The following is a 13,206-nucleotide window of genomic DNA, read 5'->3' as shown; positions in this document are numbered from 1 at the left end:
GGCGCGAACAGCAAATCGCACCGATTTTGCCCTCTTTCAATTCAGGCAGGCTTTCCAGCGCGTCAAAGTCCACGCGGTATTTGAAAAAACCCACTTCGCCTTCGTGTTCGACATTTTCGATTTTCGGTTTTACCGAAATAAAATGCTGCCCTTCGATATGCACGTCGGCATAACCGATATATTCAGGCGCAAGCGGCAACAAAATGGCTTTTTCAACCGTTTGGCCGTCTGAAAGATTGAATTTGCCGCCGAACAGGTTGAACAAATAGAAAAACGCGTTTTGCGAACCATTGGTCAGCGCGATATTGTCCGCCGTCAGATTCCAGCCGTATTCGCGGTTGAGAAACTTCGTCAAAGCCGCAATCAGCGCCGCATCGCCCTGCGGATTGGAATAATTGCCGATATTCTCAACCGCGTGTTCCGCCGCCAGTTTGGAAAACACATCGGCGAACACCGCATTGACTTCCGCAATTTTCGCCGGATTGCCGCCGCCAAGCATATTGACAGGTTTGTCGCTTTTGAGCGCGTCGCCCAAATCGTCCATCAATTGCAAAATGCCGCTGTGTTGCGTGAATTTTTCGCCGAATGCTGAAAACTGCATGGAAACTCCGTTGCTGGGTGTGTGTAAAAACAATAAACCGCTATTATAAGAACAAAGGCCGTCTGAAAACCAGTTATCCTGATTTTCAGACGGCCTTTAGTATCCAATCTTTCCTTTAACGGCCAAAATGCTCGCGGCGTTCGCGCCAGTCTTGGCGGATGGAGCCGCTTTTGCCGATCGGCGTGTCTTGTTCGACTTCCCAAATAAAATTCGTTCCGCCGCCTATCGGATGCGAGCCGCGCAAACCGATGTGGCTGCCTTGGTCGGCAACGGCGGTGCTGCTGTGTGTTTGACCGCCGAAACGGGTTTGCGAGGTTTCGATGCCGCTTTTGATGCTGCCGTAAAGCTGTACGTCGGCATGTGCGGCCAGTGCGGCGGTGGAAAGTGCGGCAGTGAGGAGAAGTTTCAAGTTCATGGTTTATCCTTTTTTTGGAGAGGAATTGTGAGGCGATTGTATCGGCCTTGTGCGTAAACAAGTTACAATTCTTGCAAAATCTGACAGGAGTTTTGATGATGCGCTCTTTACGCGCCGCCGCGGTGCAAATGGTGTCGTCCACCAACCCCGAAACCAATATTGCAACGATGAAACGCCTTGTCCGCGAGGCGGCCGAACAAGGGGCGGATTGGGTGTTGCTGCCCGAATATTGGCCGCTGATGGGCAAAAACGATACGGACAAGCTGGCATTTGCCGAGCCTTTGGACGATGGAAGCGTTGGCGAAACCTGCCACACCCGTTTTCAGACGGCCTTAAGCGAAACAGCAAGGGAATGCGGCGTGGTGTTGTTTGGCGGTACGATTCCGCTGCAAAGCCCAGACGCTGGCAAGGTGATGAACACGATGCTGGTGTATGACCGCGACGGCAACCGAATCGGGCTTTACCACAAAATGCACCTTTTCGGCTTTTCCGGTTTGGGAGAACGCTACGCCGAAGCCGATACGATACTGGCGGGAAGCGATGTGCCGAAGCTGAGCGTGGACGATGTTCCGCTGGCGGCCGGCGTCTGCTACGATTTACGCTTTCCTGAGTTTTTCCGCGCCCAGCAGCCGTTTGATGTTTTGCTGTTGCCGGCCGCGTTTACCTACACGACCGGCAAGGCGCATTGGGAATTGCTGCTGCGCGCCCGTGCGGTGGAAAACCAATGCTACGTCATTGCGTCGGCACAAGGCGGACTGCATGAAAGCGGCCGCCGCACATTCGGCCACAGTATGATTATCGACCCTTGGGGTGATGTGTTGGCGACGTTGCCGGAAGGCGAAGGCGTGATTTGTGCCGATTTGGATACCGCGCGCCTGCAAAGCGTGCGCACGCGCTTGCCTGCCCTGAAACACCGATTACTTTAAACACGCACTATGTCCCAGTTCCAGCCTACACGCATTCTCGGCATCGACCCCGGCAGCCGCATGACCGGCTTCGGCGTGATTGATGTCCACGGCCGCGAGCATCATTATGTCGCTTCCGGCTGTATCAAAACGCCGACCGGCGCGTCGCTTTCCGAACGCATCGCCGTGATTGTCCGCCATATCGACGAAATCATCCGCCACTATCAGCCTCATCAGGCGGCCATCGAGCAAGTCTTCGTCAACGTCAATCCGGCTGCAACATTAATGCTTGGTCAGGCGCGCGGTGCAGCGATTGCCGCTTTGGTCATGCACGATTTGCCCGTATTTGAATACACCGCGCTTCAGGTCAAGCAGGCGGTGGTCGGCAAGGGCAAGGCCGCCAAAGAGCAGGTGCAGCATATGGTGGTCCAAATGCTCGCACTTTCAGGCACGCCGCAAGCCGATGCCGCCGACGGACTCGCCGTCGCCCTCACCCACGCCCTGCGCAATCACGGATTGGCTTCGCAACTCAACCCCGACGGCCTGCAGGTCAAACGCGGCCGTTTCCAATGGTAAGCCGACATTCAGGCCATCTGAAATAGTGTTCCAGCCCTTTTTCAGACGGCCTTTCGGTTATAATAGCCCTTTGCCCACATACAGCGAGCCTTCATGAAAGCCGCCTTCCTTTTTCTCTACCTCATCCGCCTGCTGCCTTTTTGCGTGTTGCACAAGATTGCCGACGCGATCGGTATTCTCGCCTATTACGCGGTCAAACCGCGCCGCAAAGTCGGCGAGGTCAACCTCAAAAAATGTTTTCCCGAGCTAAACGACAACCAGCGCACCGCCCTGCTCAAACGCCATTTCCAACACATGGCCAAGCTGATGCTCGAATACGGCCTCTACTGGTACGCGCCTGCGGACAAGCTGCGCTCGTTGGTACGCTATCAAGACAAACACCATCTCGACGAAGCCCTCGCCGCCGGCGAAAAAGTCATCATCCTCTATCCGCACTTTACCGCATTTGAAATGGCGGTTTACACGCTCAATCAGGATGTGCCGCTGACCAGCATGTATTCGCACCAAAAAAACAAAGCCCTGGACGAGCAAATCCTGAAAGGCCGCCACCGCTACAACAATGTTTTCCTGATCGGCCGTACAGAAGGCCTGCGCGCCATCATCAAACACCTGCGCAAAAGCGATGCGCCCTTTCTTTATCTGCCCGACCAAGACTTCGGCCGCAACGATTCCATTTTCGTCAATTTCTTCGGCATTCAGACGGCCACGATTACCGGCCTCAGCCGTATCGCCGGCATGACCAAAGCCAAAATCATTCCCGCCATCCCCACACGCGAAGCCGACAATACCGTAACCCTGCGCTTCTATCCGGCTTGGGATAATTTCCCGACCGAAGATGTCGAAGCCGACACCCAGCGCATGAACGACTTCATCGAAGAGCGGGTACGCGAGCATCCCGAACAATATTTCTGGCTGCACAAACGCTTCAAAACCCGTCCCGAAGGCGAAAACAGCTTTTATTGACTACATTGAATTACAATTTAAATATGCAAAAAGCGGCGAAGTCCTTCTTTCGCCGCTTTTTCATTTTAATTGAATCAAACCAAAATTCATGTTCGATTCCAAACAATCAAATAACATCCCGCTTTAAATGCTTTAAAAACAGCTTTTTTCATCGTGATTGAAACTTTCAAACAACCCTATATTTTTTCTCAAACTGAAAACATCGGGCCCAATACACTCTTTTCATTTACATATTAAATTTAATTTATTTTAAAAACAATATGTTATAAAATAGTTCATCTGAAAAAATACATTTTAATCATTCAAAATATGAAATAAAATTAAATTAAAATTTAAAAAAATAAAATAAATATCTAACTTTTGAATAATTATGAAATATAATTGCAAAAATATGACAAAAATTGCAATTTATACTGAACCAGACCTTCAGAAAAAAATACTTGGCAAACTGTAAAAATTCGCGTAAATTTCACTACATCAAATTACAAGATGTTCAGACGGCCTTCGCCGGTTTTAGATCTTTTGTAAGCAGTTTTCTGATATTGCAAGAAATTGCGGTATTTTAGAGGATTTCGGTGCAATGCCCGAAATGAAAGTTTACTGATGCAGAGTTGAGCTGCATCTGTAAAGCCGCAGGTGAAAGCCTGTATTGTTTGTGAAGCGTAAATCTCTGATTTGAGGTATTGGGGCAATCCTGTGGGGGATTGCCTCTTTTTTTATCTGCGCCGTCATGCCACAATGACATCATCCCTTATCCAACCCGATCACGCCATGACTCCGATACTCGCCTTCGACATCGAAACCATTCCCGACGTAAACGGCATCCGCCAGCTTTACGATTTGCCTGCCGATTTGCCCAACAACGAAGTCGTCCTGTTTGCCCAGCAGCAACGCCGTGCCAAAACCGGCAGCGACTTTATGCAACACCATCTGCACCAAGTCGTCGCCATCTCCTGCTGTATGCGCTGGGGGCAAGACAAAATCCGTGTCAGCACCATCGGCGATCCCGAAGACAGCGAAGAAGTCATGATTGCCAAGTTCTTCGAGGTCATCGAAAACTACACGCCGCAACTCGTCAGCTGGAATGGCGGCGGTTTCGACCTGCCCGTCCTCCACTATCGCGCCCTGATACACGGCATCAGCGCCGCCCGCTATTGGGACATGGGCGACGGCGACTTTGGCGACAGCCGCGACTTTAAGTGGAACAACTACATCAGCCGCTACCACACCCGCCATTGCGACCTGATGGATTTGCTCGCCCTCTACCAACCGCGTGCCAGCGTGCCTTTGGACGATATGGCCAAACTCTGCGGCTTCCCCGGCAAACTAGGCATGGACGGTAGCAAGGTTTGGGACGCTTATCATGCAGGCCGTCTGAAAGACATCCGCGACTATTGCGAAACCGATGCCGCCAATACCTACCTGATGTACATGCGCTTTCGCATGATGAGCGGCGCGCTCGATGCCGACGAATACGAAGTCGAAATCAAACGCATCAAACATTATCTGGCCGCACAAGCCGAAGAAAAACAACATTGGGCGGAGTTCGTCGCTGCTTGGCGTTAAACCAGACCGTCTGAACAGCTAAACCAGAAAACCAAAAGGGCGTGATCGACACGCCCTTTTTTAATTCCGACAAACCATGCCCGCTAAGCAGGCAAACGCCCCAGCGTGACCCTGTCCAATCCTGCCAAATCCTGTTCGGTTGCCACTTCGACAAAACCGTTCTCCAGCATAATATTTCGCACTGCTTCGCCTTGGTCATAGCCGTGTTCAAACAGCAGCCAGCCATTGGCTTTCAGGTATTTTGGAGCTTCTTGGGTAATGTGGCGGATATGGCTGAGGCCGTCTGAAAAGTCGGTCAGCGCGTTTTGCGGTTCAACCCTCAAATCGCCTTGCGACAAATGCGCATCGCCGTCCTCGATATACGGCGGATTGGAAACAATCACATCGTATCGATCTTCAGACGGCCTGTCGGTATCAAACCATGAACCCTGCGCAAACTCGACTTTTGCGCCCAATTCGGCCGCATTTTGACGGGCAGTATCCAAAGCACCGACACTGATATCGGATGCGCGAACATCGGCATCAACGCGTTCAAGCGCGACGGTCACGGCAATGACGCCGCTGCCCGTTCCCAAATCCCACACGCGGCCTTGCGGCGGCAAGCGTTTGAGCACGGCATCCACCAAATGCTCGGTTTCAGGGCGTGGAATCAGCACATGGGGATTGACGGCAAAGCGTCGTCCGTAGAACTCGCGCTCACCCAACAGATAAGCCATCGGCTCGCCTTTCAGACGGCGTTGGGCCAAAGCCTCTAAGGTTTGCAGGGCGGATTCCGCCAAATCGTCCGTACCGCGTGTAACCAGCTGCGCACGCGTATAACCCAGCGCATATTGCAACAACATCCGCGCTTCATTTTTAGGCAGTGCCGATTGGCGCAACCATTCATCAAGCGTCATTTTTCATCCCATCTGCCAGCGTTGTGGCTTTTCTTTCCTTATTCTTTCCGGCAAACGTGCCGATGGTGGAAACCGCAAATGCGGCATACCACAAATAAAATCCTGCACCGTAACGCACGATATCCGCCGTATTCCCTGCCTCATCGACGTGTACGGCTTTCACACTGAAAGCCACCAGCGCCAAGCCCCAAAGTGCCGCATGGACAGGCACGACCTTCTTCCGCAACGCCAGCAACACAATGGCCGCCAACCAAACATAATTCGCATAGGCCGCACAATATCTGATATCCAAAGAAACAAATATCGACCCCAAAATCAAAACGGTCACACCCTTCATGCTTTCATGATTGCCCAAATAAAATGCAACATTGGACAAAGACACTATCCACAGGGCAACCGACACCAGCAACATCACTATGGGGAAACTTGATTTCCGATTCTCTTCCTGCATGGTTTTATCCTAATGCAAAAGGCCGTCTGAAAACTTTTCAGACGGCCTGCCGTTTAAATCTCGCTACCGCCGACGGTCAGTCCGGCATCAATCCTCAGGGTCGGTTGTCCGACGCCGACAGGGACGCTCTGCCCTTCTTTGCCGCATACGCCGATACCGCTGTCGAGCGCAGTGTCGTTGCCTATCATGGAAACGTGTTTCAGCACTTCGGGGCCATTGCCGATGATGGTCGCGCCTTTGACAGGATATTGCAGTTTGCCGCCTTCCACCCACCACGCTTCGGATGCGCTGAACACGAACTTGCCGCTGGTAATGTCCACTTGTCCGCCGCCGAAGTTGACCGCGTAAATGCCCTTATCAATGGACGCGATGATTTCTTCCGGCTCATAGCCGCCGTTTTCCATAAAGGTATTGGTCATGCGCGGCATAGGCGCAGAAGCGTAACTTTCGCGTCGGCCGTTGCCGGTCGATTGCGTACCCATCAGGCGGGCGTTGGTTTCGTCCTGCATATAGCCGACCAAAATACCGTCTTCAATCAATACGGTGCGGCGGGTTTCATTGCCTTCGTCGTCGATATTGAGCGAACCGCGTCTGTCGGCAATATCGCCTTGGTCCACAACGGTAACGCCTTTGGCGGCCACGCGCTCGCCGATACGGCCGGAGAAAACGCTGGTTTCTTTACGGTTGAAATCGCCTTCCAAACCATGTCCGACCGCTTCGTGCAACAACACGCCCGGCCAGCCGTTGCCCAAAACAACGGTCATCTCGCCGGCAGGCGCAGGACGGGATTCGAGATTGGTCAGGGCTTGTTTAACGGCGGAATCGACAAACCGATGCACCAAGTTTTCATCGAAATACGCCAAATCATAACGTCCGCCGCCGCCCGCGCTGCCCTGCTCGCGACGCTCGCCCTGCTTGGCAATGACAGTAACGTTCATGCGCACCATCGGGCGGATGTCGGCAGCGTGTTTACCGTCCAAACGTGCGATGTACACCATATCATATTCGCAGGTCAAACCGGCCATCACTTGCACGATACGCGGATCGGCGGCTTTGGCCAGCGTTTCAACTTTGTTCAACAGCGCGACTTTGGCAGCAGAATCAAGACTGGCAATAGGGTCAATCGCCATGTGGACAGGCTTGCCGTAGGCAGGTGTCGGCACTTTGACGCTGGCCTCGTTGCCGGCCGCACCAATCACGCGCACGGCTTTGGCAGAACGGTTGATCGAATCGATACACAGGCTGTCGGCGTAAGCAAAAGCAGTTTTATCGCCCGAAACGGCACGCACGCCCACGCCCTGATCGATTTGAAAGCTGCCCGATTTGACGATGCCTTCTTCCAGATGCCAGCTTTCATAGGCAGTACGCTGACAATAGATGTCGGCATAATCGACATGGTTGGCGCCGATAATGCTCAGGCTTTGGGCGAGCAAATCGGGGGAAAGATGGTTGGCTTCGAGCAAATCTCGCTGTACTGCGGCATAGGTTTGTTGCATAATTTTTCAGACGGCCCGACAAGCAGGCAAAGTTAATTTGGCCTTGATTATACGGTATTTTATATGGCTTTGGATATGTTGATTGCTTGGGTTTATGAGTGATTGAAACAAATCAAAAGGCCGTCTGAAATATAGGGTTGAAATGTTTGCCTTGCCCTAGTTCAACCGGCCTGTTTGTTTGACGTTCAGACGACCTTTTCAATCACGGCAAAGACGATACTAAAACTTAATTTCCATACAAAACAATCTATTACAGAAAAATCCCTTATTTTTTCAATTTTGCTATTGATAATAGTTATTATTAGCGTATAATCAAAACCACTCGGAAGACGTCCTAATCCGAGCCATTAAACGACAGATTTTATCCCCCTCTTTCCCATTATCTCTTGATACTCGGAGTGCGCATATACGAAAGATACCTGTTCCCCTTTATATCAGATACTCAAAACCGAAAAACACGAAACCCACTGCCGATACAGTGGGTTTCGTGTTTTATGGCGCTTGGTTTATCAGGCTTGGGACTGCTGATCAGGCCGTCTGAAACCGAATAGACCTGATTACCGGCAGGTTTTCATGTTCAACTTGCCATAACGGCCGACAATGTTTCTGATGTCTTGGGCATCGCGCTCGTCGACCGCCATAAAGACCACGGTCATGCGCGCCACGCTCAAACCGGTATCGGGTGCGCTTCTGTCTTCCTGTTCGACAATGCGCGCGCCACCGAAACCTGCGCTGGACAAGCGTGAAATCAAAACTTGGGCGGAAGAACGGCTGCGTGTTACGTCAATACTGATTTCGCCGTTGTGAATGCTGCCGCTAAAGCCGCGGCTACCCAAGGCATCAAGCTGGGCGGAAGTGTCGCCGTCCGCAGGCAAGACCACGCGGAAGGTTTTGGAAGCAGTCTCGCCACCGGATGCGCCGTTGCGTTTTTCGATACTGCGGCTGGCCGCATGAGGCCATTTGCCCAACAGGCCTTTGATGCGGTGGTAATCGTCTTCATCCATCACCACAGTGGCGCTGCTGGTACACAAGCGTTCCACACCGGCCGCGCCCATTTCTTCTTCAGCGGCGCGACGTTCTTGCGCCTCTTTCTCGCGGCGCATTTTTTCTTTTTTCTCTTTCAACTGCTGCGCTTCTTGCTTTTTACGCAAGGCTTCCGCTTCTTCGGATTCGGGTTCAGCCATAATCAGGCCGTCTGATTCGACCACCACCCAATCGGGTTGCGATGCCTGCTGAGGCTCGGCTTTGGGCACGTCCAAAGAAGACGGGCGCAATAATTCGTGTGTACCGCCTTCCAAAGCAGATTCGGGTTTGGCGGTTTTATGTTGTGTCCGATAGGCAACCATGCTGCCAAAAACAATGATGTTGAGTGCGACCAAGACCGCAAACAGCCATTTCATGATGCGTTTTCCTTTTTATTGTCCGTTGCGATGGGCGATCCAATGCAAGAGCCCGTGAATCACGAGATTATCGACGATTTTCACTTGATTGTCATGAACGAATGACTCCGGCAGCGCCTGCACGACTCTAGCCGCGCCGCCGCCGGTGATAATGATATCGACCGGTTTGCCCCCGCCCGTTTTGTCTTTCAGACGGCCATGCATCATCATCAACGCGCCGCAAACGGCATCCATCATGCCGCTGGCAATGGCGTTCGGCGTTGTGGTTGGGAACGGATATACCTTGCCGATGGGGCGGTTGAGGTTGGCGGTCTTGAGCGCCATCGCCTCTTTCATCAAGTGGAAACCCGGCATGATGGTGCCGCCGAGATAATGATTGTCTTCCGTCAGCGCATCGGTGGTTACGGCAGTACCGCAGCTGACGACGACGCAGGCGTTTTGCGTGAAGCGGCGGCTGCCCAGCGCATTAAACCAACGGTCGGAACCATGTTCTTCAGGGCGGCGGTAATGGTTGCGGATACCCAAAGCCTGCGGCATGGAAGACAGCCATTCGACCGGACGGGTTAATTGTTCTTCGACCATCGCTTTTTTTACCGAACCACACACGGCGCAACCAACAATTTTCACATCGTCATCGGCAAATTGCAGCCATTCTTCACCCAGCTGGGTCAAATCACGATACGGCGCGCGGCCGACTTCGGAAAATGTACCGTTCTCTACCCACGCCCATTTCAACTGACTGTTGCCGCCGTCCAGCAGCAAAAAGCGTTCTGGCTTGGCGGCGGCAGGTTGTGCCGGACGATTATCCGGACGCAAGCTGATCTCGCCGCTGACAATGGTTTTTTCGCCCTTGTCCGTCAACAAACGCAACGCGCCTTGCGCATCCACGCCTTTGACCACGCCTTCGTGTACAACGCGTCCTTCCTGAAGCAGCAACACCGGCCTGTCCGTGTCGCGGTTGGCGACATTGTATTCGCCGACGCATGACGCGAATCCGTTTTGCGCGTATTCGTTCAACAGCGCATCAAGTTGCACCAATACCGCATTCAATAAAGTTTTGGCGCTTACACCATGCTTAGAGGCCGTCTGAAACAAGGCCTGCACGGAAGTGGCGTTTTCAACTTCTTTCGGCAATACAAAATTAATGCCAATGCCAATGACGGCGACAGTCTTATTCTCTACCCGCGCCGTTTCAATCAAAATACCGGCCAATTTATCGTTGGCCACGACCAAATCGTTCGGCCACTTGATATTTACGTCCAAACCGATATCGGCAAGCGCGCGTCGGCAAGCCAATGCCACCACCAACGCCAGCGAACCCAGCTCATACTGCGGCTTGTCAAATGCCCAGCCCAAGCTGAACATCAGGCATTCGCCCTGTCGGTTGACCCAGCTTCGCCCTTGCCGTCCGCGGCCCTTGGTTTGGAAATGCGCCACACACAAGGCCTTATGCGCCAAATCTGCCGACTGGCGCGCCAATGCCATGATTTCGTCATTGCTGGACGAACATTCGTGTTTCAACTGCGCACGAAAACCCTGTTTCCCAGCCATTTGTTGCAGAGATTCTTCGGCAAACACAGCCAAAGGGCGCACCAAGCGCCATTGCCCGTCGTGCTGGCGCAGCAAACCGCGGATATGGCCCGGCATCTGCTGCCAGAATCCGTTTAATTGTTGCGGCTTCATACCGACCACTCGCGCCAACTGAGAAACGTGTTGCGGCAGGCCGTCTGAAAGCGCGGCGAGCAAAGCCCAATGGCGGCTGTTCAAATCCGTCATTCGCCTCCTCCGGCTTCGCGGATTTTCGCCAAAGTTTTGGTGGTCGAAGTCTGGTGTAAAAACGGAATCGAAAATACTTTGCCGCCACGCGCAAACGTCTCAGCCGCACCGACGATCTTATCCACAGGCCAATCGCCGCCTTTAATCAATACATCGGGTTTGACCATTTCAATCAACGCGGCCGGCGTGTCGTCATCAAACCATGTGACCAAATCCACACTGGCCAATGCCGCTGCCACTGCCGCGCGGTTTTCCAAAGGATTAATCGGACGGTCGTCCCCCTTGCCCTGCCGGCGCACCGAAGCATCGGTATTCAATGCCAACACCAAAGCCGCACCGGCCGATCGCGCCTGCGCCAGATAGGTTACATGGCCCCTATGGAGAATATCGAAACAGCCATTGGTAAACACCAGCGGACGGGGCAATGCCGCCAAACGCTCCGCCAGCTTTTCGGGCGGACAGATTTTAGATTCGAATTCTGGAGCTGACCATTCGGACATGATGCGGTTCCTTTGGGAGTGAAACAGAAAATAACCGGGGTATTATAAAGGATAACGGCGAAACGCCATAAAAAGATACCGAACGGTACAATATTCGGGCTTGATTGCGTATTCATTGATATTTGATATCACGGCAAACGCCATTTTTGCCGATGCCATGATGAAACGGTTTGATAAATACTTTTTTGAAACCTAATTAAATCTAAAGTAAAATTTGGGTATAAACGGAAAAAAGCCTGCATACAATATGCAGGCTTTCATCTGGGGTGGCTGATGGGGCTCGAACCCACGACAACTGGAATCACAATCCAGGGCTCTACCAACTGAGCTACAGCCACCGTAAAAATTGGCACGCCCGACAGGAATCGAACCTGTAACCCCCGACTTAGAAGGTCGGTGCTCTATCCGGTTGAGCTACGGGCGCTCATGCCGATTCGTGCGAAGAATTTTGTGGTCGGGGCGGTGGGATTCGAACTCACGACCCTCTGCTCCCAAAGCAGATGCGCTAACCGGGCTGCGCTACGCCCCGACTGAAGACCTGAACTATACAGACCCTTTTTAACCCGGTCAACACTTACTTTGCTTTATTTTTTCATTTTTTGGTTATCTTATTATTTTTAATCGTTATTTATTTTTATGTTTCGTAATTGAGGCACTCTTTTGTGTCAGGCCGTCTGAAAAATGCGATAATTTAAACGCAATATTTATCCCTATTGAGGAGGAAAAATCATGGCTGCACAACTTATAGACGGAAAAAAAATCTCCCAGCAACGCATCGAGGCGGTCGCGCAGGCGGTAAAAGCGCGTCAGGAAAAAGGTTTGCACACGCCTTGCTTGGCGGTGGTATTGGTTGGCGACGACCCTGCCAGCGCGGTTTATGTACGCAATAAAAAACTGGCCTGCCAAAAAAGCGGCATCGAATCGCGCTCTTACGAGCTGCCGTCTGAAACCACGCAAGACGATTTGCTGAAACTGGTGGACGAATTGAACGGCGACCCTGCCGTCGACGGTATTTTGGTGCAACTGCCGCTGCCGGCACACATTGACAGCCAAGCGGTTTTGGAGCGTATCGAGCCGCATAAAGATGTGGACGGCTTCCACCCTTACAATGTCGGCCGCCTGGTCGTCAAAATGCCGCTGATGCGCCCTTGCACACCCAAAGGCGTGATGACTTTGTTGGAAGCCTACGACATCGACCCGAAAGGCAAAAAAGCCGTCGTCGTCGGCGCGTCCAATATTGTCGGCCGCCCGCAGGCATTGGAATTGCTGCTGTCCCGCGCGACGGTAACCATTTGCCACAGTGCCACGCAAAACCTTGCCGATGAAGTTGCTGCCGCAGATATTTTGGTGGTCGGCGTAGGCATTCCGAATTTCGTTAAAGGCGAATGGGTCAAACCCGGCGCAGTCGTTATCGATGTGGGCATCAACCGCTTGGACGACGGCAGCCTGTGCGGCGACGTGGAGTTTGATGTTGCCAAAGAACGCGCATCCATGATTACGCCCGTTCCCGGCGGCGTCGGCCCGATGACGATTGCCACTTTGTTGGAAAACACGCTACACGCGGCCTCATTGCACGATTAATCGCTGTCATTAAGTTAGGCCGTCTGAACATGGTTTTTCAGACGGCCTGACCTGTTTTTTTGCTTTTTACCTTATTGGCT

General features: G+C 52.4%; 12 protein-coding genes, 3 tRNA genes and 1 pseudogene. 5 read left to right on the top strand and 11 right to left on the bottom strand.

Annotation, left to right across the window (positions count from 1 at the left end; genetic code table 11):
* A pseudogene (locus HMPREF2675_RS00215) lies at positions 1 to 601 on the bottom strand (valine--pyruvate transaminase); the annotation flags it as partial.
* Positions 602 to 716: 115 nt separating this feature from the next.
* On the bottom strand, positions 717 to 1,016 hold the full coding sequence (locus HMPREF2675_RS00210) for a porin (RefSeq protein ID WP_070813651.1): 300 nt from the start codon (positions 1,014 to 1,016) through the stop codon (positions 717 to 719).
* A 95-nt stretch (positions 1,017 to 1,111) separates the two neighbouring features.
* Here HMPREF2675_RS00210 and HMPREF2675_RS00205 point away from each other — a divergent pair, with 95 nt between their 5' ends.
* The 4 genes from HMPREF2675_RS00205 to HMPREF2675_RS00190 all read left to right on the top strand — a co-directional run bounded on the left by HMPREF2675_RS00205 (position 1,112) and on the right by HMPREF2675_RS00190 (position 5,026).
* On the top strand, positions 1,112 to 1,942 hold the full coding sequence (locus tag HMPREF2675_RS00205; RefSeq protein ID WP_070813650.1) for a carbon-nitrogen hydrolase family protein: 831 nt from the start codon (positions 1,112 to 1,114) through the stop codon (positions 1,940 to 1,942).
* A gap of 9 nt (positions 1,943 to 1,951) precedes the next feature.
* Positions 1,952 to 2,497 carry a crossover junction endodeoxyribonuclease RuvC gene (gene ruvC, locus HMPREF2675_RS00200; protein WP_070813649.1) on the top strand — a complete coding sequence of 182 codons (546 nt, stop codon included), beginning with the start codon at positions 1,952 to 1,954 and terminating at the stop codon, positions 2,495 to 2,497.
* A 78-nt stretch (positions 2,498 to 2,575) separates the two neighbouring features.
* Entirely contained in the window at positions 2,576 to 3,460 is an 885-nt protein-coding gene (locus HMPREF2675_RS00195; protein WP_283127775.1) for a lipid A biosynthesis lauroyl acyltransferase, read from the top strand.
* A 771-nt stretch (positions 3,461 to 4,231) separates the two neighbouring features.
* Positions 4,232 to 5,026 carry a 3'-5' exonuclease gene (locus HMPREF2675_RS00190; RefSeq protein WP_070813647.1) on the top strand — a complete coding sequence of 265 codons (795 nt, stop codon included), beginning with the start codon at positions 4,232 to 4,234 and terminating at the stop codon, positions 5,024 to 5,026.
* A gap of 83 nt (positions 5,027 to 5,109) precedes the next feature.
* Here HMPREF2675_RS00190 and prmC read toward each other — a convergent pair whose 3' ends face one another.
* The 9 genes from prmC to HMPREF2675_RS00145 form a co-directional block, all read right to left on the bottom strand.
* Entirely contained in the window at positions 5,110 to 5,922 is an 813-nt protein-coding gene (prmC, locus tag HMPREF2675_RS00185) for a peptide chain release factor N(5)-glutamine methyltransferase (protein WP_070813646.1), read from the bottom strand.
* Positions 5,912 to 6,373: a hypothetical protein gene (locus HMPREF2675_RS00180; protein ID WP_070813645.1), complete on the bottom strand. Its 462-nt coding sequence runs from the start codon at positions 6,371 to 6,373 to the stop codon at positions 5,912 to 5,914. Before HMPREF2675_RS00180 ends, prmC begins: the two co-directional genes overlap by 11 nt.
* A gap of 53 nt (positions 6,374 to 6,426) precedes the next feature.
* A complete protein-coding gene (gene tldD / locus HMPREF2675_RS00175; RefSeq protein ID WP_070460573.1) occupies positions 6,427 to 7,869 on the bottom strand; it encodes a metalloprotease TldD in 1,443 nt (480 codons plus the stop codon).
* Between the two features lie 557 nt (positions 7,870 to 8,426).
* On the bottom strand, positions 8,427 to 9,269 hold the full coding sequence (locus HMPREF2675_RS00170) for a cell division protein (RefSeq protein ID WP_070813644.1): 843 nt from the start codon (positions 9,267 to 9,269) through the stop codon (positions 8,427 to 8,429).
* Positions 9,270 to 9,284: 15 nt separating this feature from the next.
* The gene (locus HMPREF2675_RS00165; protein ID WP_070813643.1) at positions 9,285 to 11,045 is read right to left on the bottom strand and encodes a bifunctional biotin--[acetyl-CoA-carboxylase] ligase/type III pantothenate kinase; all 1,761 of its coding nucleotides are present in this window, start codon (positions 11,043 to 11,045) and stop codon (positions 9,285 to 9,287) included.
* Entirely contained in the window at positions 11,042 to 11,548 is a 507-nt protein-coding gene (locus HMPREF2675_RS00160) for an adenylyltransferase/cytidyltransferase family protein (RefSeq protein WP_141745162.1), read from the bottom strand. The genes HMPREF2675_RS00165 and HMPREF2675_RS00160 overlap by 4 nt, the downstream gene beginning before the upstream one ends.
* 259 nt (positions 11,549 to 11,807) lie before the next feature.
* Positions 11,808 to 11,883, bottom strand: a tRNA-His gene (locus tag HMPREF2675_RS00155).
* A 9-nt stretch (positions 11,884 to 11,892) separates the two neighbouring features.
* Positions 11,893 to 11,969: transfer RNA gene (locus HMPREF2675_RS00150), tRNA-Arg, on the bottom strand.
* Positions 11,970 to 11,996: 27 nt separating this feature from the next.
* A tRNA-Pro gene (locus HMPREF2675_RS00145) sits at positions 11,997 to 12,074 on the bottom strand.
* 200 nt (positions 12,075 to 12,274) lie between these two features.
* Between HMPREF2675_RS00145 and folD the strand changes: the two genes are divergently transcribed.
* Positions 12,275 to 13,126: a bifunctional methylenetetrahydrofolate dehydrogenase/methenyltetrahydrofolate cyclohydrolase FolD gene (gene folD / locus HMPREF2675_RS00140; RefSeq protein WP_070813642.1), complete on the top strand. Its 852-nt coding sequence runs from the start codon at positions 12,275 to 12,277 to the stop codon at positions 13,124 to 13,126.
* Positions 13,127 to 13,206 lie beyond the last annotated feature (80 nt).

The organism is Neisseria sp. HMSC061H08, from assembly GCF_001836795.1.
Classification (GTDB): domain Bacteria; phylum Pseudomonadota; class Gammaproteobacteria; order Burkholderiales; family Neisseriaceae; genus Neisseria; species Neisseria subflava_A.
This window is presented reverse-complemented; position numbering and strand designations above follow the sequence as displayed.